This window comes from Ectobacillus panaciterrae DSM 19096 (genome assembly GCF_000430785.1).
GTDB classification, from domain to species: Bacteria; Bacillota; Bacilli; order Bacillales; family Bacillaceae_G; genus Ectobacillus; species Ectobacillus panaciterrae.
Window position 1 is genome coordinate 1 of sequence record NZ_AUMR01000049.1, and the last position, 20,994, is coordinate 20,994.

A 20,994-nucleotide genomic window follows, 5' to 3' on the forward strand; every position below is an offset into this window, starting at 1 on the left:
AACAACCATCAGGAGTGGAAACCATTTATGTTGATTCTGGAGCAGATGCTGCGGATTATCGGATTATGAAGTTAGCAGAAAAAGGAGATATAATCGTTACGCAAGATTATGGTCTTGCTTCGCTAGGTTTAGCAAAAGGGTGTACGGTTCTTCACCATAATGGGTATAGCTATACAAATGAAAACATTGACCAATTATTACAAACACGTTATTTGAGTGCAATGGCTCGAAAAAGCGGAAAGCGTACAAAGGGGCCAAAACCATTTACATCAGAAGATAGGGAGAAATTTAGGGGGCTTTTTAAAAGAGCGATTTCACGTTAAAAAAGAACTGTCCATTTTTAAGGAAAACCTAGAAAAATAATATTGTGACAAGTATTTCAGTTCTTTTTTAAAGCCTTACACTACACTCACATGAATAAACAGTATAATTATTTCCTGTAAAGAAAGAGTGCAATTCTTATTCTGGAATTGCGCCCGATTGCGGAAGATCAAGAAAATGATTATGATTGCTGCTTATAGCTTGTTGTACTAACGTACCCGTTCAAGAAAAGCGTACCTTTCAGCAAAAAGCCAAAGGGTACACTTTTGTGTGCAGTATTATTCTTTTCTTAGCTGGTAATGCGTAAGCCTGTTACACGGTAGTTTGCTTATACTCTACGAATCACTTTTTTGTTTTTTTCCATTTTAAATTATTTGATTGAGTGTTACCTGCGATCTAAAAAGGAGTTCGAATAAACGCAAAGTAAGGTAATATCTTAAAGTTTGATTAATTGATTTTCTTATCGAATGTACTTGTGCGAGCCGTCACAGTAGGGCTGCTTTTGAGATAGTCCACAAGTGCAATCATTTAATCCCTTTCCATTGAGAATTTGCTGCATACATTTTTCAACCCTTAACTCTCGAGTTTTGGATTGTTTGGGTTCAGAAAAATAAAGAATATATGCTCTTTGCCGTCCCGGCGTCAATGCTTCAAAAGCAGTTTTCAAGGCAGGGATTTCATCGAATTTATTTTGAAATTCTTCAGGAATTATGAATTCTGTATTCTTTTTAAAATTCACTTCCAAACCGGCTTTTTCAACTTCAATGGCTTCATAAATATAGGCTTTCAAAATGGTTTCCATTTCAACTATTTCTTGAACATTGGTGAACCGAATCTGGCGCGCCGCCTGTACATTCTCCGTTTGTTGGATTAGAATCCCATGGGCATCCTGTAACAAGGCACCTTTGTGAAACAGAAGCGCACAATATTCTTTAAATCCATGTATTAAAACTATGTTTTTTTTCTCAAACGTGTAACAAGGATGCATCCACTTAAATTCTTCGGTCAGCTCACAGTCAAGAACGATATTTCTCAACTTCTCATATGCTTCCTTCCACTTTTTAGCTTTACTTAAAAATTCATCAACCTTAGGATTCATTCTACTATTTGTCATCAAGGAACACCCCTCTTCAATTTTTCGATCAGCTGACAGTCAAGAATGATCATTCTCAATTTCTCAAATTCTTTCTATCACTTTTTGGCTTTACTTGAATATTCATCAACCTTGAATATTTTCCATGACCCACTTGGCAAGCTTGCTCGAATCGGTTTAGGCGGATCAAACCTTCTCGATCGATGTGGTGAACTGAAAATCCAATTTGATTGAATGTTTCAATCATTTTCATCAAATCACATTTAAGAATAAAATTGCTTATTTATTACTTAATGATAATGATAACTTAGAGTTCAATTTACTTCCTAACAATTCCTTCTCTTATTCCACAAAATGGCCCGTTTGTTGAATAGCGAATAATAACCTAATCTCTCCTTAAACTACACTTTTATATATATTTCTGTATAAGGATTACTACCAACATATTTGTCCAGAAAATCACCACTTTCTGAACACTCCCTTTTTTATTTAGCTATGTTAATCTTTAATGTTGATATTTTGATGATAAAAAAGAATAGTAACTTCTATAACCTCATCATATCACTTTACAATGTTGTATATTCTATACATGTGAAGTTTACATAACATGTCATTATCGGAAGTTAGATTTTATCAAAAATCCTTTTATACTAAGGATTTCTCTTAATCTCCAATATTATGAAATATGCAGGATTTTATACATGCCTGTAATGGTGCGAGTTTGGGATCTCTGGTTATGTACTAGATATGCTAAAAATGCAATATTTTACCGATTGAAATTATCTTTTAAATTATTATGAATTTGAATCGACATTTTATACAAAATACCTTTACATGCAAAAAGAGCCACATTTAATGGCTCTTTTTGTATTTTTTTTAGCATGTGATGGTACCACATGCCCATCAAGCTAGTGAAGGACAAGATGCGGATTGAAGTATAAGTGCACTGCTATGTATCTTCAATTTGTTTGTCCTCCGTCGTTTTCTACAAAAATGCCCACGCCAAAGAAGCCCCGGATAAGCAATTTTATATTAACTGGCAGCTCCCTCCTGGATCAACAAAAAAGAAGCATCCAGACCCGGTCGTCTGCGATGCTTCTTTGGCTTCCCCTTTCATGCGGAAACAGTCTTTCTCCTTACGAAACGTCTGTCTGCCAAATAAACGACGACCAGAGACAACAAGCCGACACCGATCGGGATGCCGAACGCTTCGTACGAAAATGGTGCTCCTTCAAGCTTAAGCTGGCTTGTGGCGCGGTACTCGAGCCGCTTGGCGGCGAATTTTGCCGTCCGGATATCTTCCTGCTTCGCCAAATCTTCAAACGCAGGCTCCATTGCGAACCGCTCCGGCGCATCACTGTGCAGGTAAAGCTGCTCAGCCTTTCCGCCGTTCTCGTTCCAGTTTCGGATATCGCCCGCAGCGCGCGTCTTAACGTCCGGTCCCACAAAAATCATTTTGTCGAGTTTCGGAGCATCTGCTATTTGATATCGAGCGATCAGGTTCAGACCGTGCCGGGTAACAACCGGCTCGCGTTTGCTTGATATCGTCAACGTTGTCGTCGTGCCGGAAGCCCCGTACGTGTCAAAAACCGAGGATAACATCAGCTCGTCGGCCCCGTCATACAGTAGGACCCCGTTCTTTTTTTTGCTCCATTGAAACGCGTTGTTCAAAACATAGACGATATCGCTCAATCCGGTCGTGAAAGGCTCCATTTGCGGATGCTGAACAAAATCGTAGGAAGGGTAATTCATTTCCTTCGCCACTTTCTCCGCTGTCGGCTCTCCCATTTGCCGGGATATGACGTACAGCGTGGCATCGATCCCCGAAGTCAGGCCGGCCGAAGAGACCATGTTGCCGTCAGGTACGTAACGCTGATCCCTTTTCCAGGTAATCTCGGTATATTTCTTTTCCCATCTTCCGATATTTTTCCAATGCGCTGCCGCAGATTTTCCGTTCAGCAGGCCGGTATCCGCCAAATTTTCCGCTCCATCGCAGATGGACAACAAGGTCGTTTCCTTGCCGGAGTGTTTCCTTATCCAATCGCGGACAGGCTTGTATTTCGCCTCATCCAAAATCGGCATGTAAGGGATCACGATTATATCCGGACCTTTGCCCGTCAATTTGTCTAACTCGTCGAAAGTGTAATGTGGTACGACATCAAGGCCGCCTGTTAACGATTTGATGTTTTTGTCGGGAGCTACCGCAAACACATTGTATGAGCTCGTCATGGAGAACATTTCGTATGGTACGAGAAAATCGAACACCTCGGTCACTTCATTCGCCAAAATAACGGCCACTGTCGGCTTTTTCGAATCATAGGCAGGAGCTTGAATGCTTTGTAAAGAAACAGGAACCGGCTTATCGTAAACCGACATAGTCTCCTGCAGCGTGCTCATGAAACCGATCGCTCCGGTTCCTCCCACAAACAGAACGAAAACGCACACATACACGATGAAACGCCATACTTTTTTCAATTGTTTTCCCCCATTTATAAATTTATTGGTTTACACAAACGGATTTAGATAATTTCACCAAACTAAACTCATACAAATTTTTTTGATTATCAATTAATCAAAGATATAAATATTTAAAAATACGAAAACTTTATCATTATTTTCCTCCACCTTTTCATTGGATATCGTGGTTTTATCGACTAGGGTTCTGCTTTGTTGGATGATTTCATTGTACGTCGTTTGATTGCTTCCAAACCCGCAACCTTTTGGGGGATTACCGCAGAATTTTGGAGTACCACCGCCAAATTGAGATAGCGCCATAGAGGCAAGGCGCTTTAGAGCGTGGCATAAACGGTATTTTTTAGTTGTTATAAAGCAATGAAAAATATTTTTAGCAACCCAAATAGCACAATAAACAGCAAAAAAGCTTGGAGTCATTACATTTTACATTTCCAAGCTTTTTTATTGCCTAACCTAATTCACTTTTTTATTCCTTCTTCAACTAAAGCGCCCCGAGTTGAAGAATAACAAGGATTTTTTTTAAGTAATTCGTGATACTTTAGTCGAATTTTCATTAGTAACAACTACAAATGATTTGTTCGATGTTATTAACACTTCTTCGATAAAAGAAAGACCTGGTGCATAAATAAAGCTTCCACCAAGCTTTAATGAGTTTCTCTCCTAAAAGGGGACCCGATAAATTAATTCTGGTCCATTAAAATGGCTAATATAAATCTTCCATTGGCAAAATCCCCAGATTTTTTGCTTTTTTTATCGCTTCCACCCGTGAATTTACTTTTAGTTTTTGAAAAAGTTCTGTCAGACTATATTCCAATGATCGTTGACTAATCAACAAAGTTTTAGAGATTTCTTTATTGCTAAGTCCCTTTGCCAATTCTCTTAACAGTTTATCCTCTTTTTGAGTAATGGTCGTTTTTTCATTTGCTTTTTCACTTTCCAAAACAATTTCCTTACGTCTCAATTGTTTAAGGAGCTGCATCGGAACGATAGCTTCTTTCCTAGCTGCGCTGCGTATAGCCTGGATTACTTGCTCCCTGGTGGATGTTTTTGAAATAAAACCAGAGATACCAGATTCCATCAGCAAATTAAAATGAGGAGCAATTTCAAATCCTGAATAAATAAGAATGATCGCATCGGGAACAAGGTCAAGGACCTTTCGAGCTAGATCAGCTCCGTTCATATTGGGCATATATAAGTCAAATAGAATCACGTCAAAATTCTGAAGACGTACCAGATCTGGGACACAATACACGTCCGTCTCAATCGTGACATTCATGTCCTTTTCAGATTCAATTAACAATTTCGTTCCTTCAACGACCGACCTATGATCATCAACCAATAATATTTCCATAGTAATCACCTTTTTGTTGTATAGTTGTTGGGATATAAATATCTACCTGAAATCCTTCATTAGGAGCTGATGTAATGTCTATTTTTCCATCTAAACTAAGTACCCTATTGGTGATACCTGCAAGACCCATATGTTTAAATGCTCCTTCGAAACTCGATAAATCCACTCCGATACCATTATCTTTATACGAATAATGAATTTGTTCTTGATTTCCGCTTAAAACCATTTTTACCTTCGATGCTTTTGAGTGTTTGGTGGCGTTATTTAACAGTTCTTGAACAATTCGATACATTGCAAGGATTTGATCCTCATTAAGCGGATTTTCCAATTCTAATGCAGAAAATTCAATCTCGTAATTTGTAAACATCCGAGCGTATGAAAATAAACTTTTTAAAGAATCTACCAGTCCCAACTTTAAGAGAAATGGAGGACGAAGTTCATTACAAGTAATACGAATTTGATGAATGGCATCAAGCAATCCTTCCTCAATTTGGATAAGTTCATCTTTTGTTTCCTTATTAAATATTGTGCTGGAGCGTAATGATTCAAGCTTTCGATACCAAATAATCAAATCCTGTAAAACAGAATCATGCAAGTCACTGGAAAGTGATGCTCTTTCCTTCTCAGATAGTCGAAATAAAAGCCGTAACATCCATTTAGGTGTTTCGTTATTCTTGACCATGTCCTCAAGTCTTTTCATCAGATCTTCAATGAAATGAAGATTATCATACAGTATCGAAACATAATGAACGGCGGTGTCAAGCCATTCCTCTTCCATTTTAACCAAGGTTTGTTCGATCGCCAATTTTAAAAATACCTGCTTTTCCTTGTCGGCAATTTTAATCCATTTCTCATTTTTATTTTGGAGAGTTAATTCCTGACCTCTAGGTATTTCTTCAATGGATACACTTTTAATTGGCAATATTTCTTTTACTTCTTCAATCAGGCGTTTTTCCAGTTCTGTTACTTTCATGACATTAGCAAGGTCGTTAGAGAAACGATTGATACTTTGCTGAAGGGACTTATATCTTTCTTCACTTTTAATTAATTCAAGCTCTTCTCTTTTTCGTTTCGTAATGTCCTTTACAATACCATGTACTCCATTGAGTTCACCCAAAAGGAAGATCGGAACAAAGGTAATATTGACAATTTTCTCACCTTGTCCAGAACGTGTAATGCGACATTCGACATCTCTTGGTTCCTTCAATTGCATGACCTCAGATAGGATTTGGTAAACAGGCATGTGATCTTCATCATAAATCAAGCCAATAAAACAACGGTCAGGAAGCTGATCCATTTGGATGCCAGTAATCTTTTCAAAGGTTTGATTGGCATTGACAAAATTACCTTTTAAATCAATGGAAAATACTCCATCCAAATTATTTTCAAATAAGGACTTATATCTTTGCTCGCTCTCCTCAAGAGCAAGCTCCGACTGTTTTTTTTCTGTAATATCCAAAATAATGCCGTCAAGTCGTTCGATAGCACCCATTTTATCCTTATAAGGATGGATGATCATCCTTGCCCATTTTGTTTGATTTTCCATATGGATAAATCGTACTACTTCATTAATGGGTAATCCCCTATCCAGCTTTTCCTTTATTTCCCCCATGAGCCTTTCGTTATCATGAGGATGGATATGATCATGTATCCGAATGGGATTATACATGATTTCTTCTCTTGGAATCCCGGATATTTGCTCTATGGACTCTGAACAAAATGTATAATGGTGAAAATCGGTGTTTGTGGACATCACAGCTGCGTTTATGCTGTTTAATATACTTTCAAGCAATTGCTCTGTCTTTTTGCGTTCTGTTATGTCTCTAACTACCGCTACAACATATATAACATTCCCATTGTCATCAAAAACAGGCTTTACTTTTGTCTCAACATAAATGGTTGAACCCTTTGCATGAATGATTCGATATTCTAAAGCTACAGAAGTTTGGGTCTGAACAACTTGGATATGCGATAAGCGGACACGGTCTCTATCCTCCGGATGAATCAGGTCGAATGCATCCATCCCTTCATACTCTTCAATAGTATAACCAGATGTTGATTGAAAAGATGGCGATACATATCTCACAATAGCATCATTATCAACCAGAACGATCACATCGGATGTATTCTCAGCAATGATTTTGTACCTTTCCTCTTTACTCAACAGATTTTGATTATTTTTCAATGCTATCCCCTCCTGGGATCAATCGTATAGTATTAATTATAAAGGCCAAATAATCTATCCAACACGCAAAAAAATAGTAAGTGCCCGCAATAATTCACTTCTATCGTATATACGGTGGTGTATTATCAAGACAATTCGGACATGAAAAGATGGATAATTTAAGAAAATTAATAAAAAAGCGATGAGATTATTCTCTTCGCCATTTTTTAATATTCATACACTAGTCAACCTGCCACCTCCCATTGATCCCTTTTTGGGTCCCCATTCATCTTTTTTTGTTTCGAATAAAGGTTCTTATAATAACCGTTTTGTTTCATCAGGCTTTCATGATTTCCGCATTCGACGATTTCACCGTTTTTCATCGCAAAAATCGTATCAGCATTCAAAACAGTCGAATGAAGCCTTTATTTTGTCCCCTTGTTTTGTTTCCATCAAAACATCGCCATTTTTAACCTGGTCGCCTACTTTTACTTTAATTTCTTTAATCTGTGCTGCTCCTTCACTCATGATCGTCTTTTTGTTTTTTGCTTCTACTGCACCTGAAAAACTGTAATAGGTTGTAATGTTACCTGTTGTTGCTTTTTCTTCTTCAAAATCACCAGGTCCCTTTGGCGTAAATAACATGGCTGAAATTATAAATGCTGCTACAAGCCCAACAATGGACCAAATCACAATCTTCTTTTTACTCTTCTTTTTTTGTTTTGTATTCATTATTTTTCCTCCACCTTTTCATTGGATATCTGTGTTTATTTCGACTAGGGTTCCACTGCTATATTGGATGGTTTCATTGTATGGTGTTTGATTGCTTCTAAACCCGCAACCTTTTGGAGGATTACCGCAGAATTTTGGGGTGCCACCGCATATCCATCAAGCTAAGAGACAATCATCCCAAAAAGGAGTGTTAGTAGGCGGATAAAAAACCCTTCTTTAAGAAAAATGAAACGTTTGGCTTAAAAATAGGCTTTTCCTTTATAGTATCGTTAATAGTTGTCTACTCAATTAATGTGAACTCCAATGTCATTGTAAAAGAGCTAGGAATGGCAAAAAAATCCGTTCTTGAACACCTTCACCAACTGCAAAATGAAGGATGGATAAGGAAAGATAAAGGAGGATATTGCCTGATTGTGGATGATGAGGAACGAAAAAAATGGCAATAAAAAGGTCCCGATACAATTGGGACCTTTTTAGTATGTACTTCAGGCTTTACTAACAATATAGAAGCCTTTTAAGCGTACATGGCTCGTTGTTCTTCCATAATCGGAATGACACATTTATTGAGCTCTCCTTGGGTGAGAAGGTTATCTGTGCGAAGGATCAATTCATTCCCGCTTGTTGTGGTAATGATGAGTACAGCACTGCCGAAACGCAGATCCGCACGTAGATCTGCAATCGTTTGCCAAGGCACATTCCCTGTTTCGTGCTGGATTCCATTTTCACTTAGTGTGAATATGGTTCGGTCTTCTGATGCGAGCGCAGCGCGTGCCAGCTTTGTAAGAGGTATGAGTAAATAAGCTGCTCATGATGCCTTCAGATATGTTGGATAACGTCACGGTGTAATCTTGTTCTTTCGCGAGATTGGCGCTGAACGAATCCTTGATTTTTGGAATTTCCGAGGCTGTATTAATAACAACTGCCCCTGGCGCTCCTGCTTTTACCATTTGCTTCGGAATACTGCCTACAAATTCAAGCTGCTTGCCTAAACTCAAGACGTTTTTGGTCAGGAAGCTTTCCATTTTTCCTTTTTGAACCCAAGCTGCACTTTGCACTCGGTGCAAGCCGTTCTCTGCTTTCACGATCTCCATGCTGTTTGTTTTGAGCAAAGTCCCTGCAAGACCCGCCTTTACAAATGGAAACGCTGCACCTACTCCGACACCTACATCCTTTAGTGTTTGTGCCCAAACAAGAATGCCTGCTGCATCTGCTTTTTCAAATCGCGCCGCAGTGTCATGTAAATATTTAGCCAGGTCGCGATACCGATGTTGCAAGGCTTCGATCTGACGTACCGCTTCATGCGAAAGTCGTTCTAGTTCTAATTTTCTCCTTGCTTCTAGTTGCATGTTCATCAGGGATTGATGAAGGCGTCTATGTATATTTTCAATTGCCTCTCCGGTTTGCGTACATTGATTTGCAGCTTCCCGTAAATGAGAGGCGTGACATACGTATACTCTCTTCATGTTGATTACAAATTTTATTATAACGCAGGTTTGTCAGTCAAAATATACCTTTTACATTTTTTAATTACTTTTGGCAAGTTAATAGATGCATCTTCTATTTGCACAAAAAGGACCTTCATCTCCCGACGAGGCCCTCTTGTCACTTTTCTGTTCGGTCGTAATTTTCAAAGAATAATAATTTCTTCCTCTTGCGATCTGGAAGCATTTTAGTTTTTCGTATTATATAGTAATTATTTTTCATTTTCTTAGAAACAATGACATAATAAATGGATAGGAGAATTAACATATAGGCTCCATATACACCAAATGATAACAACTTATTTTGGGTAAAACTTGCTCCGGCAAAAGTAATAATTAAAATGTTAGGTATTTTCCCAATTGTAGAAGCAAGGAAAAATGTTGTCCAATTTACTTTACTTAGTCCGCAAACAATATTCATAACAAGTGCTGGAACAATCGGAACCAACCTAAAAAATAAGATAGCCATAAAAGAGTTTTTTTCTAAATAGGATTCATATTCCTGTAATTTTAGATACTGTTTTAATTTGTTTTGTGCCAAATCCCTAAATCCGTACCGTGATAAAAAGAACAATAGCATGGTTCCTATCATTGCGCCGGTTAACGATATTAATATCCCTTGTAATACACCGAAAATCGCACCAATGCCCCCAGCCAGCACGACAAAGGGAATAATGGGGAAAAATACAGTCATAGCGACAAGTGAGATTCCAATCAGAACAGCATATATCCCGCCCTCTTTTACAATTTCAAGCAGCATATCCTTTTGTGTAAAACCTAGTACAATAATACCTGCCACTAAAAGTAGACTAATTATTTTCTTAAACATCCATATCTCCTTATTCAAAATGGTATTATATTTATATGAAAAACATTATATCAGAGAGAGGAATGTAAATGCTTCGTTCCCTCATTTTTCCCAAAATGTTCCATATAATATTTTCATTAACCCATATCAGGAAGAACTGTGATTTAGATTCTCAATTGAGTTCGTCCATTTTACTCTTATAACCACAATATCTGCGAATTATTAATACTATAATAATAAGTAGTAACTTATCGTACTTGACGATAAGTTACTACTTATTTTTTATACGTTAAAGAAACAATATCAATGCTAATTTATCATAGTAGTTATAGTTTTTATCGTACATACGTTTGCGATAATGTATATATACATTTACTTAGTAAGACCCCTTCCAGACCACTGGAATAACAACAAAGTTGTACAGAAAGTAACTGTGTTGTTGTGAAGGATGAATTTTCTCTTTCTAAATAAGGAGATGTGACCAATGTTTCATGTAGATCAACGCCCAAAATCAACTGGCGATTTAGATAGGATAGAAATTTCTACAACAGAATTAATGATACATGGTAAGACTAAAAATATTACGAAATTAAAATCTCTATCAAATCTAGAAAAGCTATGGGTCTATACAGTAAATCAAGAAGAGTTCGATACTATTATTGGCTTAGTAAATCCTCAGTTTCTTTACGTTAAGGAAATGAGAGTGGAAGATTTATCATCGCTTGAATCGCTCTCAAACATCGAAACGCTTGAGTTAGAATGGAATCCAAAAGCAAGTAGATTATGGGATATAACCAAAAATACCTCATTAAAATCCTTAACAATTATTGATTTTAAAAGATTAAATGATATTAGAAATATACAAAGGTGTAAGAAGCTGGAATCGTTACACTTAGAAGGAGGTATTTGGAATACGCTAAAGTTAAATACACTGGAACCGCTAAAACATCTAAGTAATCTGAAATATCTCTTTTTATCAAATATCAGCGCGAAAGATGAATCATTAGAACCTGTTTCTCAATTAACAGGGCTTCAAGAATTAAAAATTTCTAATCAGTTTCCAACAGAAGAATACGCAAGGCTATCTGTCACTCTTCCGAATACACAATGTGAATATTTCCAGCCATATATTTATTTGTCAAATTCTATTGATGATAAAGATATAATGGTTATAGGCAAGCGTAAGCCACTTTTAAATTCAAAAGTTGATATGAAGAGAATGAAAAAATATGAGGAACAATTTAAATCGCTACAAGATAAATATAGAGATTTATAAGACCAATGAAACCTTATGCCCCTTTCTAATTAACAAGGGGCATATTTTTATCTACATAAGTTATATATACGCGACGTAAAGGTACGATCAATATTAGTTTTTTTGAAATTTAGTATTGATAATTCGCATAAATTGTTGCTTTTAGAGTAAGCGTCACACAAGCTTATGCAACCAATTATGTAGCCATTCTTCTGGCATTTTTACATTTGAAAAATCCATTTCTTGAAGTTCTGAAGTGGAGTATGTATTGGTAAGAAACAATTCCCACTGAGTATCAATTTCCATCGCTACATCGAGACCTTTATCATTATCGTAGTTATCTTCTTCTGAAGTTTCCATACTACACCAATAATCATCACAATATTCATAACACCAATCAGCAAGCTCTTTATGAGAAATTTGATTATTTATTGTATCAAGAATTAGGCTTTTTAAATTCTCTACTGTACGGTCTAAATTATCTAGTTTGAACAAACATACTCCTCCTTTTCTTAAGTATATCAGGAGCAACAAACATTACGAAAACAGCCTAATCATTATATACCATGCTTCTTATTCGACTAAACTGCCCCGTTAGCCAAGCATGCAGCAATGCTGCACCATAGAGGATGGAATATAAACCGTCTTTCCATGGTAGTTAAATAAGGTATAGAATGATAAAAATCTACATTCACCTTTAACAAAGCCAAGAAATAAAAAAGGCGCGAAATGGATTATCGGGTTCTCTTTTGGAGTACAAAAACTAAAATAGCAAGGTAATTCGTAACCAAATTCGCATAGGGATTGGTTGCTTATTTTTTGTTGATATATCAAGGTTTCTGGTCATTTTGGGCATAAATTCGCAGAAGTACAATGTTCGTTGTATACCAGCTAAAAGGGGTGCTAAAATAGGTACCAAAACCACTGCTAATTGAAGGGAGAACACCGACATGTCGGGGAAGCTGGAATTTATCAAACCCAAGAACAAGCAAGTTGAACCTGTGGATTGGCACATATCTGAACGAACACGGGCGATTGTGAGATATTACGCTGAGTATTGCGAATACAGCGAACAAGAAATCGTGGACGAGTTCCTGCAACGCAATCTCCTAAAAGACAAGCAGTTTCTGGAATGGGTGCAATCCCGTCGCAACAACAAACGCATTCTCAAAGCGATTGGACTGTCACAACACGAGGAGTGAAACGATTATGACGAAGTTGAACGAAGCGAACTGTTAGAATGGGGCAAATACAAGGGATACGACACATGCTCGATCTATCATCTCGGTGAACTGTTCCTGCGGGAACAGTTGGCACGCATACCTTCTCGAAGTACGCTCAGTACGCCCTAACAATTCTGCGTACGTTCTACAACTTCTGCGTTCCGTTCAAAACGGGTAACGGCAATGAATTGACTCCTGCCCAGCGGTTGGGTCTGACCGAACGAACTTTTACTCTGTATGATATCATCTACATGAGGTGAAGGTATATATATCGTTATGTCGAGTATTGAGAATATACGGATTGTGGTGTATCATTAAGACCAAATCACAGGGTCATGAGCAACGACATCACTTTAATCTAGTGAGGAGGACGCAATATGAAAAAAATGAATGCAATTGTAAGTGTTTGCGTACTTCTATGTTTAGCGGCTTGTACGAACGATACGAAGTCTTCTGCGGGTAAGCCGCAAACAAGCGCAGAGCAGACCCAAGCACAAAACAAAAAAGTTCGTACAGAGCAAGACGTGATGGAAGCAGTATTCAATCAGTTATCCCAAGAAAACAAGGAACGGATTGTAGGAACGTGGAAAGATGCGACAGTATCCAAAACGGTTCTAAAGGAAAGCATGATAGGCTCCAATGCAGATAAATCGTATGTTGGGAAAGAAGTATATCTGGTTAATTTTACGACAAATGAAAAACAAAAACCAAACAACATAGTGGTGTTTGCAGATACAAGAACCTTCCAATTGGTCGGATACGGTCTCGTTGATTAAAGAACATAGACAAAGGGATTGGCAAATATGCCAATCCCTTTACTAATTCTACTGCGAATTCTTATGCGATTTAGTCTGCGAATTGAACTACTCATTCATGTTTTGTACTTCAAAAGAGAACCCGTTAGAAATGGATTTCCGACCTTTTCTTGTTTATATATAGTCATTAAAGGTAACGGTATGTATGTGTAAGTTACCCACTAAAAACATACATATATTACCTTTTCACTATTTGTATATTAATTCATTTTTTTGTATTTAAACTGATTTGTAGTTGCAGCATTGATTGGATACAACTTATTTGTAAAAGGTCAAACTTAAGTAGGAAAGATACATCTTATTTGTCACTTTACAGCTATATATTCATCCTGTCACTTCCAAATACAAATTAATGGATTTATTTTTACACAATTCGAAATGGTGATGATATTACTAATTAAATTTAAATTCCGATAACTCCCAAACGTAATGCGTAATAATTCTAAAACATGTATATAAACACAAATAGAATTTTCATTATATACGATACAACTTTATTATGAAAGGTACTACTTAAATATAAACGGTACAACTTATTTATAAAGGGTACAACTTATTTATCACTTCACATTAATGTCATGATACAAAACGCAAGTATCCTATTCCGTTTACCAACCTTCTAGTTGGTGTTTTTGTTTTTCTTCTCTGTTACAATTCGTAGGTATCCTCATTTTTACGACCTTTCGTCTGTTGTTACAATACGTAAGTATCCTACTACAAAGGATTCTGTCATTTTTTATTTTCTTTTGCATATCTATGCAATGCGCCCCTCTTCCTTAATCGAACAATTGCTCAGACAAGATAGGGAGTAACCTTCACAATCCACACTCTTGGGTTTTCTTCATAAAAAAAAGATTCCCATTTTGGGAATCTCAGATTGTTGAAAACGCCTAATAAGGCGTTTTTGTGGTTAACATAATCAGTGCTATCAGAAGTTAATATGTCTAAAGCCTATAAAACTTCCCTCCATCTAGCAATCCAGAAGGGGGCATATTCATATAACTCAGATTATTAGTAGTAAACTATTTTACTTAAATATCAATCCACTTTTCTTTGAATGTAGAAGCAAAGCCTCCCACCTGAACATTTGCAAAATCACCTGAATGAACAGATACATTTACAGTAATTTCTGAGGAGCTATTCATTGTATATCCTTGCTCAAAAGTAAAGATTCTTTCTTTGCTTTCTTTCTTGTCATCATATTTTACTAAATAACAAGCTAAAGCCGCATTTGATGTACCAGTAGCACTTTCTTCAGGAATATCATATAAAGGTGCAAAATTCCTACAATGAGCTGTGGAATCATATAAAGTTTCTAGTGTAAATACATGATATCCAGTTACATTATATTTTCTACTTATTTCAGTGATTTTTTTCATATCAGGGTTAACTTCCAATAAGTCAGTAAGGCTTCTTACAGGTACAATGATGTCACGTAAGCCTGTTGACACGATTTGGATGGGCATGTTAGGCATCAACTGGTCTTCAATTATACGTAATGATTCTATAATTTCCTCAAAAGGTAGGACTTTTAAAAAACTCGGAGGGTTTTGCTGTAAGAAAACCATATGATTTTCGTAAATTTGTACATTTAGTACCCCTGCTTTTGTTTCTGTTGTATATATTCCTGGATTTACTATTCCCTTTTGAGTTAGTAAGGAAAAAGTCGCAACCGTCGCATGCCCACATACATCTACTTCTTCATTCGGTGTAAAATATCTAATTTGATAATCTGAATTTATAGAGGGCAATATAAAAGCAGTCTCTGAAAAACCTAATGTACTTGCAATAAATTGCATATCTTTTTCTGTGAGGTCTTTCGTATCTAGAACAACTCCTGCCGGGTTTCCGCCTTCTCCATCTTTAGTAAAGGCAGATAAAATGTATACTTTAGTTCTCAATACATTTTCCTTCTTTCGTAATTTATACACTGATTATGTCATGTTCACATAATCAGTGTTATCGATAGTCAATGTATCTAGGATCCTATAAAAAATCCCTTTAGGCTTTATCTATCCAAAAATTGGATTAACCTATTTTTTGTTAAAATGTTGGAGGTAATCCCCTAAACACCCGATTTAATCATTAAAAAGAATAATATAACGCCTGCTAATATAATTATTAAAATAAAATATATGTTTATTGTTGATGCAACTACTGCTTTTTTCTGTGTCATCATATTGTATAAACTATATGCTATGCCTAAAAATAGTAACGAAATTCCAATATGTGGGGTGTATTTTCCTACATCCATCCAAAATATCAAAACAGCTGATACAGGAAAAATAAAAGGAAGAGCACGTGAAGTAATTTTACTCATATTATTCACTCCATGTTTTTAATTCAAAATCATGTAATCGCCTCCCACTTATCTTAGGTAAGGAAAGACTTTTAGTTCACATAATGTGTGTTATCGGAAGTTTTTTTGTTTATTTAGAATAGGTTCTTATACCGTTAACAAAGTGGAATCTAGTTCTTTAATGGTTCATTGTTCTATAGAATAAACTTAAAAACATCTATTTCTTGCCCTTTATCATCTGAAATAGTTTCCACAAAACTCCATCCTCTATTTTGATAGTACGTTGAAGCATTTTCTGTTCTTAAATATAATTCTTTATAACCTAATTCCTTAACAATTTTTAATGTTTCACTTATTAAATTCTGTCCTACACCTTTACTACGATGTTCAGATTTTGTATATAAAGAAGCAAGCCAAGGCTTGTATATTTTTCGTTCTTTTAAATCATTTTCAAATATTGATACTGTGCCTATACACTCATTTTCTTCTATTGCTATTAAAGTAATTGGCAATTGTTTAGAGTGTGTATTTGAAAAGTATGTAAAAACGTCATCAAAAGTCATTTTACTACCTGTATTAACTACAAATTCTTTATATATCATATTTGAAACATCATTGATAAAGTCAGCTTGGTTTTCTAATAAATCAATAACCATAAAATATTCTCCCTTTATTCTTTTCTTTTTAGTTTCATTTGAAACGTCTCTTTTTTACCGTTCCATTCAACCGTTACCGTAAACGGTTCCTCCCGGTCATACGTCGCACATCCACTGCAGAATGAACTCAGATTGATTCTACCGTTATCTAGCGGCATATTACCGTTACTTTCCCAAATGCCATCTGTTACGCGCCATTGTACGTGCTTGATACTGCCTCTATCTTTACCTTTGTAGAGAATGTAACCTTCGCGTCTTTCGCTGTCCTCAGACTGGATAATCATCAACGTACCTTTCCAGTGCTTGCTTTCTCCAGCATAGCGCATCGTGTCATCACATCCGGCAAGTATGGTAAAACAGACGAAGGCCAACAACAATCCTATTCGTTTCATTGGCAATCCCCCTTTACATAATTTTACCAGTCACCACAACGTTTGAGTACCGCTTTTTACCATAGAATTCTTTATCTATTCATCCAAGCTTTGGAAACCCCTATTCCTTACAATTTTTCTTCACTTGTGTACTGCGGCAACTATTTATTGCCTTCTGCATACTTAGCAAGGATTTTCGCGATCGGAATACGTTAGTAATGGGAGGCAACGGCAAAAGACCCCTCCAAACCGGAGAAGTCTTTCACATAAGATTGAGATCGGAATTGTAGCGCATGTATGCACGAACTCCTTGCCCGGAAACAAAAAGATCATTCCAAGGGTATAGTCCGCCTGACAGTATAGAAGACAGGCATAACCATTGCAATTTCATAAACCTTTTCTGATGGGCCATCAGGATACTTACGTTTTGCTTGGGATACTTACGTTTTGTAATTTGTCACCTCAACCGATGCTTTTTCGTTTCTTTAATAGAGATACACTTTTTTCTTTCGTGAGGAGTATGTGAGGAAAAGATATGTCATGATTAATACTCCGAAAAGGCTGAACAGTCCATACGGGATGAAGTAAAAATCTTTAAAATGCGGATTCTCTTCATATCCGAATTCTGCATACCAATGCTTGTTTTCATAAACGAAACCGCCCCCATACTTATGAGTTTGATTGTCCCCATACGTTATCACGTTTTCTTTCTTTGCCAATGCTTGCGACAAATCCTCACTGTTTAACTTCTCTGGACTGTCTTGTGGTTTTTGATAAAGAGAGAGAGAAACTTTTTTATCGTTCGCTAATTTTTTAACAGTTGAAATGATTTCTTCCTTCTTACTTGAAGAAAGATTATCTTCGTGTAATGATTGCACCATCATTCTATGGACAGCTTGATTCGTTCTTTTGCTTTCATCCGCAATCTTATGGTCTCTCCAAGTCAATCCCATCCAAGATAACAAACAAATAACGAAACAAACAAGAGAGAAATGGAGCAACGGTTTGAACATTTGCTTTCGTGCTGTGAATAACCCGAACAGCCCTTTTGTCAATTGTTTTTCATCACCAAATCGTTCTAACGCAATGGAAATAGCTTTCTGTTTCGATTTCCCCTCTGCCTGTAATTCCTCAATCGCTTCAAGTAAATGCGAACGCATTTCCTCTTTCAATTCTTGTATTTCCTTTTTATCGCCCTCAACATGGGCATACATCTTGTTTACAAATTCATCAATTCGCTTCATACATCATGTCCCCCTTCCAAAAAAGAATCTATGATTTTTTTAACAAACTGCCATTCCGAGCGTTTTTGCTCGAAGCCTTTCTTGCCTAAGGGTGTGAGTGTGTAATATTTTCTTCTTCCCCCTGGACCTTGTTCATCTCCCCAGTAGGATTCAATCCATCTATTCTTTTCTAAACGTTTTAAAGATAGATACAGCGTACCTTCCTTCAATTCAAACTGATTCTCGCTTTTTTCTAGAACGAGCTTCGCTAATTCATATCCATACATATCTCTGTCTTGTAGTAAGGAGAGGATCAATGTATCGATATGTCCTTTTAAAACCTCCTTGTTTATTTCCAAATTTTTTCACCTCCTATATCCTTTATAAATGTAATTACCTAATAATGCAAGGTATTCCTTCAAAAAATGTAAGAAAAACCTGTATCGTAGATTACCAAGTAATCATTGATACAGGTTTTTCATCACGGGAGAATATTCCCTTTATATATATTTAACATATAGGGGCTTTTGTGTTTTCTCAGCGTATCATATCCGTGTTGAGGTGTCGGAATACCAATTAACACACTCATTAGGTTAATAAGAAAACACTATTCTTTAACAGAGCCTTTTTGTTAATTGCCCTTTCAAAAAATGGATGTTCTGCTTGTGGTTAACTTATAAGCATATGCTTTATTTTTTCCGTAAATTCATTTAAGCAATCCTCCACCTACTGGTAGCGGTGGCTGTCTCAATTATGGCTTGTCTTATCCCTAATAAATAAGCCTGTCCTCTGCAATGGACAAGCTTATTTATTTTTATGCAATATATACGTATTTATATTAAATTGATGATTTTTGAACACAGGGTACTTGCGTTTTGTTTGGGATACCTACGTTTTGTTCAGGATACTTACATTTTGTCTGGGATACTTACGTTTTGTCTTTCGTCAATTAAGTAAATAAAGTAAAAAAACTTACATCTCATCCGGGCTTTGTATCCCCAATAAACGTAAACCTTCTTTCAACACCACTGTCACTGCATACACAAGTGCCAGTCTGCTTTGTTTTCCTTCATCCTCTTCCAGTATGCGGACATTGCCGTAATACTTATTGAACGCCTGCGCCAAATCCAAAATGTATTTTGAAATGTGAGATGGCTCATAACGCTCAAACGCTGTTTCGACCACTTTTGGGAAGCTTTCTAATAGCTTCACGACAGCCCAACTTGTGTCATCTGCCAGTGCAGCGCTGACGTTATCCGGTGTAAAGTCCGACTTTCTCAAGATTGAGCAAGCACGCGCATGCGTGTACTGCACATACGGTCCTGTCTCTCCTTCAAACTTTAGCATATGCTCTAAGGAAAACTCGATGTTATGGATACGCTCATTTTTCAAGTCATGGAACAAAATGGCACCCACGCCTACTTGTTTCGCAACTTCTTCTTTGTTCGGAAGAGACGGGTTTTTGTCCTCAATATTTTGTTTCGCCAAAGCGATTGCTTCTGCGATGACTTCTTCGAGCAGAACGACTTTTCCTTTTCTTGTAGACATTTTCTTACCGTCCTTTAAGATTAAGCCGAACGGTACGTGAGACATTCCCTCTACCCAGGAATAACCCATTTTCTTCAGCACTGCGAATATTTGTTCAAAGTGGAGACTTTGCTCTCCTCCCACAACATACAAAGCGCGGTCAAATTTATACATTCCTTGACGATACATCGCTGCGGTTAAATCACGAGTTGCATATAAAGTCGCTCCGTCCGATTTTTTGATCAAACAAGGCGGCATGCCTTCTTCTAATGAAACGACTTTAGCTCCTTCAGACTCCGTAAGCAAACCTAAGTTTTCGAGATAGTCTGCCATCTTATCCATTTTATTATTGTAAAATGCTTCGCCGTTAAAGCTGTCGAACTTGACGCCAAGCAGCTCATAAATACGTGAAAACTCCTGCAGGGATTCGCTGCGGAACCATGTCCATAGCACAACAGCTTCCTGATCTCCATCTTCCAATCTTTTAAACCATGCGCGTCCTTCGTCCTCCAATTCCGGATGCTCTTTTACTTCTTCATGAAAATGCACATAGAGGCGAAACAATTCTTTAATCGGATTTTGTTTGACCTTCTCTTCATCGCCCCACTTCTTATAGGCAGCAATCAGCTTGCCGAACTGTGTGCCCCAGTCCCCGATGTAGTTGATGCCCACTACTTCATAGCCGCATTTTTCACTGATGCGCTTGAGAGAATTTCCGATTACAGTAGAACGTAAGTGTCCCATAGAAAACGGCTTTGCGATGTTGGGAGATGAATAATCGATGACAATTGTTTTACCTGTTCCAAACTCTTTGTTTCCATATAGTTCTTTCTCTTTAACAATCGTTCCAATCACATCTTTGCTTACATGATGACGGTTTAAAAAGATGTTCACGTACGGGCCGGCCGCTTCCACTTTCGCAAACAGCGGAGACTGGAGCTGTAAGGCAAGCTCAGATGCAATCTGGACAGGCGCTTTTCGGAACGCTTTCGCTAGTTCAAAGCAAGGAAAGGCAATATCGCCGTGCTGTTCATGCTTCGGTTTTTCCAGCAGTCTTTCGATTTTTTCTAATGACAGAGCATCTTTTAGCACTTGATATAGTTCTTTGGCAGCGTCAATTTTATATTTCATATTCCCATCCTCCTCATAAAAATAAAAAAGCTCGCCTCTAAACAAGAGACGAGCTTTCCCATGGTACCA

At 37.1% G+C, this 20,994-nt stretch carries 21 protein-coding genes and 1 other annotated feature (1 of these 22 only partly in view); of the genes, 4 read left to right on the forward strand and 17 right to left on the reverse strand.

The genetic code is table 11. The features are described 5' to 3' along the window. Positions 1-323: DUF188 domain-containing protein (locus tag H540_RS0112720; protein ID WP_028400995.1), on the forward strand; the 323-nt coding region annotated here is incomplete at its 5' end. A gap of 458 nt (positions 324-781) precedes the next feature. On the opposite strand, the gene H540_RS29585 is transcribed toward H540_RS0112720, so the two are convergent. The 9 genes from H540_RS29585 to H540_RS29590 all read right to left on the reverse strand — a co-directional run bounded on the left by H540_RS29585 (position 782) and on the right by H540_RS29590 (position 10,446). Continuing rightward, a complete protein-coding gene (locus H540_RS29585) occupies positions 782-1,435 on the reverse strand; it encodes a DUF1801 domain-containing protein (RefSeq protein ID WP_081415116.1) in 654 nt (217 codons plus the stop codon). A 1,092-nt stretch (positions 1,436-2,527) separates the two neighbouring features. Further along, a complete protein-coding gene (locus H540_RS0112730; protein ID WP_028400996.1) occupies positions 2,528-3,889 on the reverse strand; it encodes a DJ-1/PfpI family protein in 1,362 nt (453 codons plus the stop codon). 93 nt (positions 3,890-3,982) lie between these two features. Next, positions 3,983-4,306, reverse strand: a complete 324-nt coding sequence (locus tag H540_RS0112735; protein ID WP_028400997.1) for a hypothetical protein — start codon at positions 4,304-4,306, stop codon at positions 3,983-3,985. Between the two features lie 286 nt (positions 4,307-4,592). Then, complete coding sequence (locus H540_RS0112740; RefSeq protein WP_028400998.1) at positions 4,593-5,240, reverse strand: response regulator transcription factor; 648 nt, start codon at positions 5,238-5,240, stop codon at positions 4,593-4,595. After that, the gene (locus H540_RS0112745) at positions 5,221-7,425 is read right to left on the reverse strand and encodes a sensor histidine kinase (RefSeq protein WP_034670928.1); all 2,205 of its coding nucleotides are present in this window, start codon (positions 7,423-7,425) and stop codon (positions 5,221-5,223) included. The genes H540_RS0112740 and H540_RS0112745 overlap by 20 nt, the downstream gene beginning before the upstream one ends. A gap of 375 nt (positions 7,426-7,800) precedes the next feature. Next, entirely contained in the window at positions 7,801-8,136 is a 336-nt protein-coding gene (locus H540_RS0112755; protein ID WP_028401000.1) for a biotin/lipoyl-binding protein, read from the reverse strand. 514 nt (positions 8,137-8,650) lie between these two features. Next, complete coding sequence (locus H540_RS0112765) at positions 8,651-8,830, reverse strand: hypothetical protein (RefSeq protein WP_028401001.1); 180 nt, start codon at positions 8,828-8,830, stop codon at positions 8,651-8,653. Between the two features lie 28 nt (positions 8,831-8,858). Further along, positions 8,859-9,599, reverse strand: a complete 741-nt coding sequence (locus tag H540_RS0112770; RefSeq protein ID WP_028401002.1) for a hypothetical protein — start codon at positions 9,597-9,599, stop codon at positions 8,859-8,861. A 139-nt stretch (positions 9,600-9,738) separates the two neighbouring features. Further along, entirely contained in the window at positions 9,739-10,446 is a 708-nt protein-coding gene (locus H540_RS29590) for a TVP38/TMEM64 family protein (RefSeq protein ID WP_081415117.1), read from the reverse strand. A 463-nt stretch (positions 10,447-10,909) separates the two neighbouring features. On the opposite strand from H540_RS29590, the gene H540_RS0112780 reads away from it, so the two are divergent. After that, the gene (locus tag H540_RS0112780; RefSeq protein ID WP_028401003.1) at positions 10,910-11,701 is read left to right on the forward strand and encodes a leucine-rich repeat domain-containing protein; all 792 of its coding nucleotides are present in this window, start codon (positions 10,910-10,912) and stop codon (positions 11,699-11,701) included. Positions 11,702-11,854: 153 nt separating this feature from the next. Here the strand turns inward: H540_RS0112780 and H540_RS0112785 are convergent, their stop codons facing one another. Continuing rightward, positions 11,855-12,175: a hypothetical protein gene (locus H540_RS0112785; protein ID WP_028401004.1), complete on the reverse strand. Its 321-nt coding sequence runs from the start codon at positions 12,173-12,175 to the stop codon at positions 11,855-11,857. 455 nt (positions 12,176-12,630) lie between these two features. Between H540_RS0112785 and H540_RS0112790 the strand changes: the two genes are divergently transcribed. Then, a complete protein-coding gene (locus H540_RS0112790; RefSeq protein WP_051317086.1) occupies positions 12,631-12,882 on the forward strand; it encodes a hypothetical protein in 252 nt (83 codons plus the stop codon). Between the two features lie 398 nt (positions 12,883-13,280). Continuing rightward, on the forward strand, positions 13,281-13,679 hold the full coding sequence (locus H540_RS0112795; RefSeq protein ID WP_028401006.1) for a hypothetical protein: 399 nt from the start codon (positions 13,281-13,283) through the stop codon (positions 13,677-13,679). 1,070 nt (positions 13,680-14,749) lie between these two features. Here the strand turns inward: H540_RS0112795 and H540_RS0112800 are convergent. From H540_RS0112800 to argS, 7 genes are all read right to left on the reverse strand, one after another. Further along, positions 14,750-15,619 (reverse strand): PhzF family phenazine biosynthesis protein, encoded by an 870-nt coding sequence (locus H540_RS0112800; RefSeq protein ID WP_028401007.1) that lies wholly within the window; start codon positions 15,617-15,619, stop codon positions 14,750-14,752. Between the two features lie 164 nt (positions 15,620-15,783). After that, positions 15,784-16,038 carry a hypothetical protein gene (locus tag H540_RS0112805; protein WP_028401008.1) on the reverse strand — a complete coding sequence of 85 codons (255 nt, stop codon included), beginning with the start codon at positions 16,036-16,038 and terminating at the stop codon, positions 15,784-15,786. Between the two features lie 173 nt (positions 16,039-16,211). Then, positions 16,212-16,673, reverse strand: coding sequence for a GNAT family N-acetyltransferase (locus tag H540_RS0112810; RefSeq protein WP_028401009.1), 462 nt, complete (start codon positions 16,671-16,673; stop codon positions 16,212-16,214). Between the two features lie 14 nt (positions 16,674-16,687). Further along, entirely contained in the window at positions 16,688-17,065 is a 378-nt protein-coding gene (locus tag H540_RS29595; protein WP_034670930.1) for a hypothetical protein, read from the reverse strand. Between the two features lie 464 nt (positions 17,066-17,529). Next, positions 17,530-18,288 carry a permease prefix domain 1-containing protein gene (locus H540_RS31420; protein ID WP_051317087.1) on the reverse strand — a complete coding sequence of 253 codons (759 nt, stop codon included), beginning with the start codon at positions 18,286-18,288 and terminating at the stop codon, positions 17,530-17,532. Next, positions 18,285-18,626 (reverse strand): PadR family transcriptional regulator, encoded by a 342-nt coding sequence (locus H540_RS0112825; RefSeq protein ID WP_028401010.1) that lies wholly within the window; start codon positions 18,624-18,626, stop codon positions 18,285-18,287. Before H540_RS0112825 ends, H540_RS31420 begins: the two co-directional genes overlap by 4 nt. Positions 18,627-19,239: 613 nt before the next feature. Then, complete coding sequence (gene argS / locus H540_RS0112830) at positions 19,240-20,925, reverse strand: arginine--tRNA ligase (protein WP_028401011.1); 1,686 nt, start codon at positions 20,923-20,925, stop codon at positions 19,240-19,242. A 41-nt stretch (positions 20,926-20,966) separates the two neighbouring features. Continuing rightward, positions 20,967-20,994 (reverse strand) — a binding site (T-box leader); it runs 183 nt beyond the window's last position.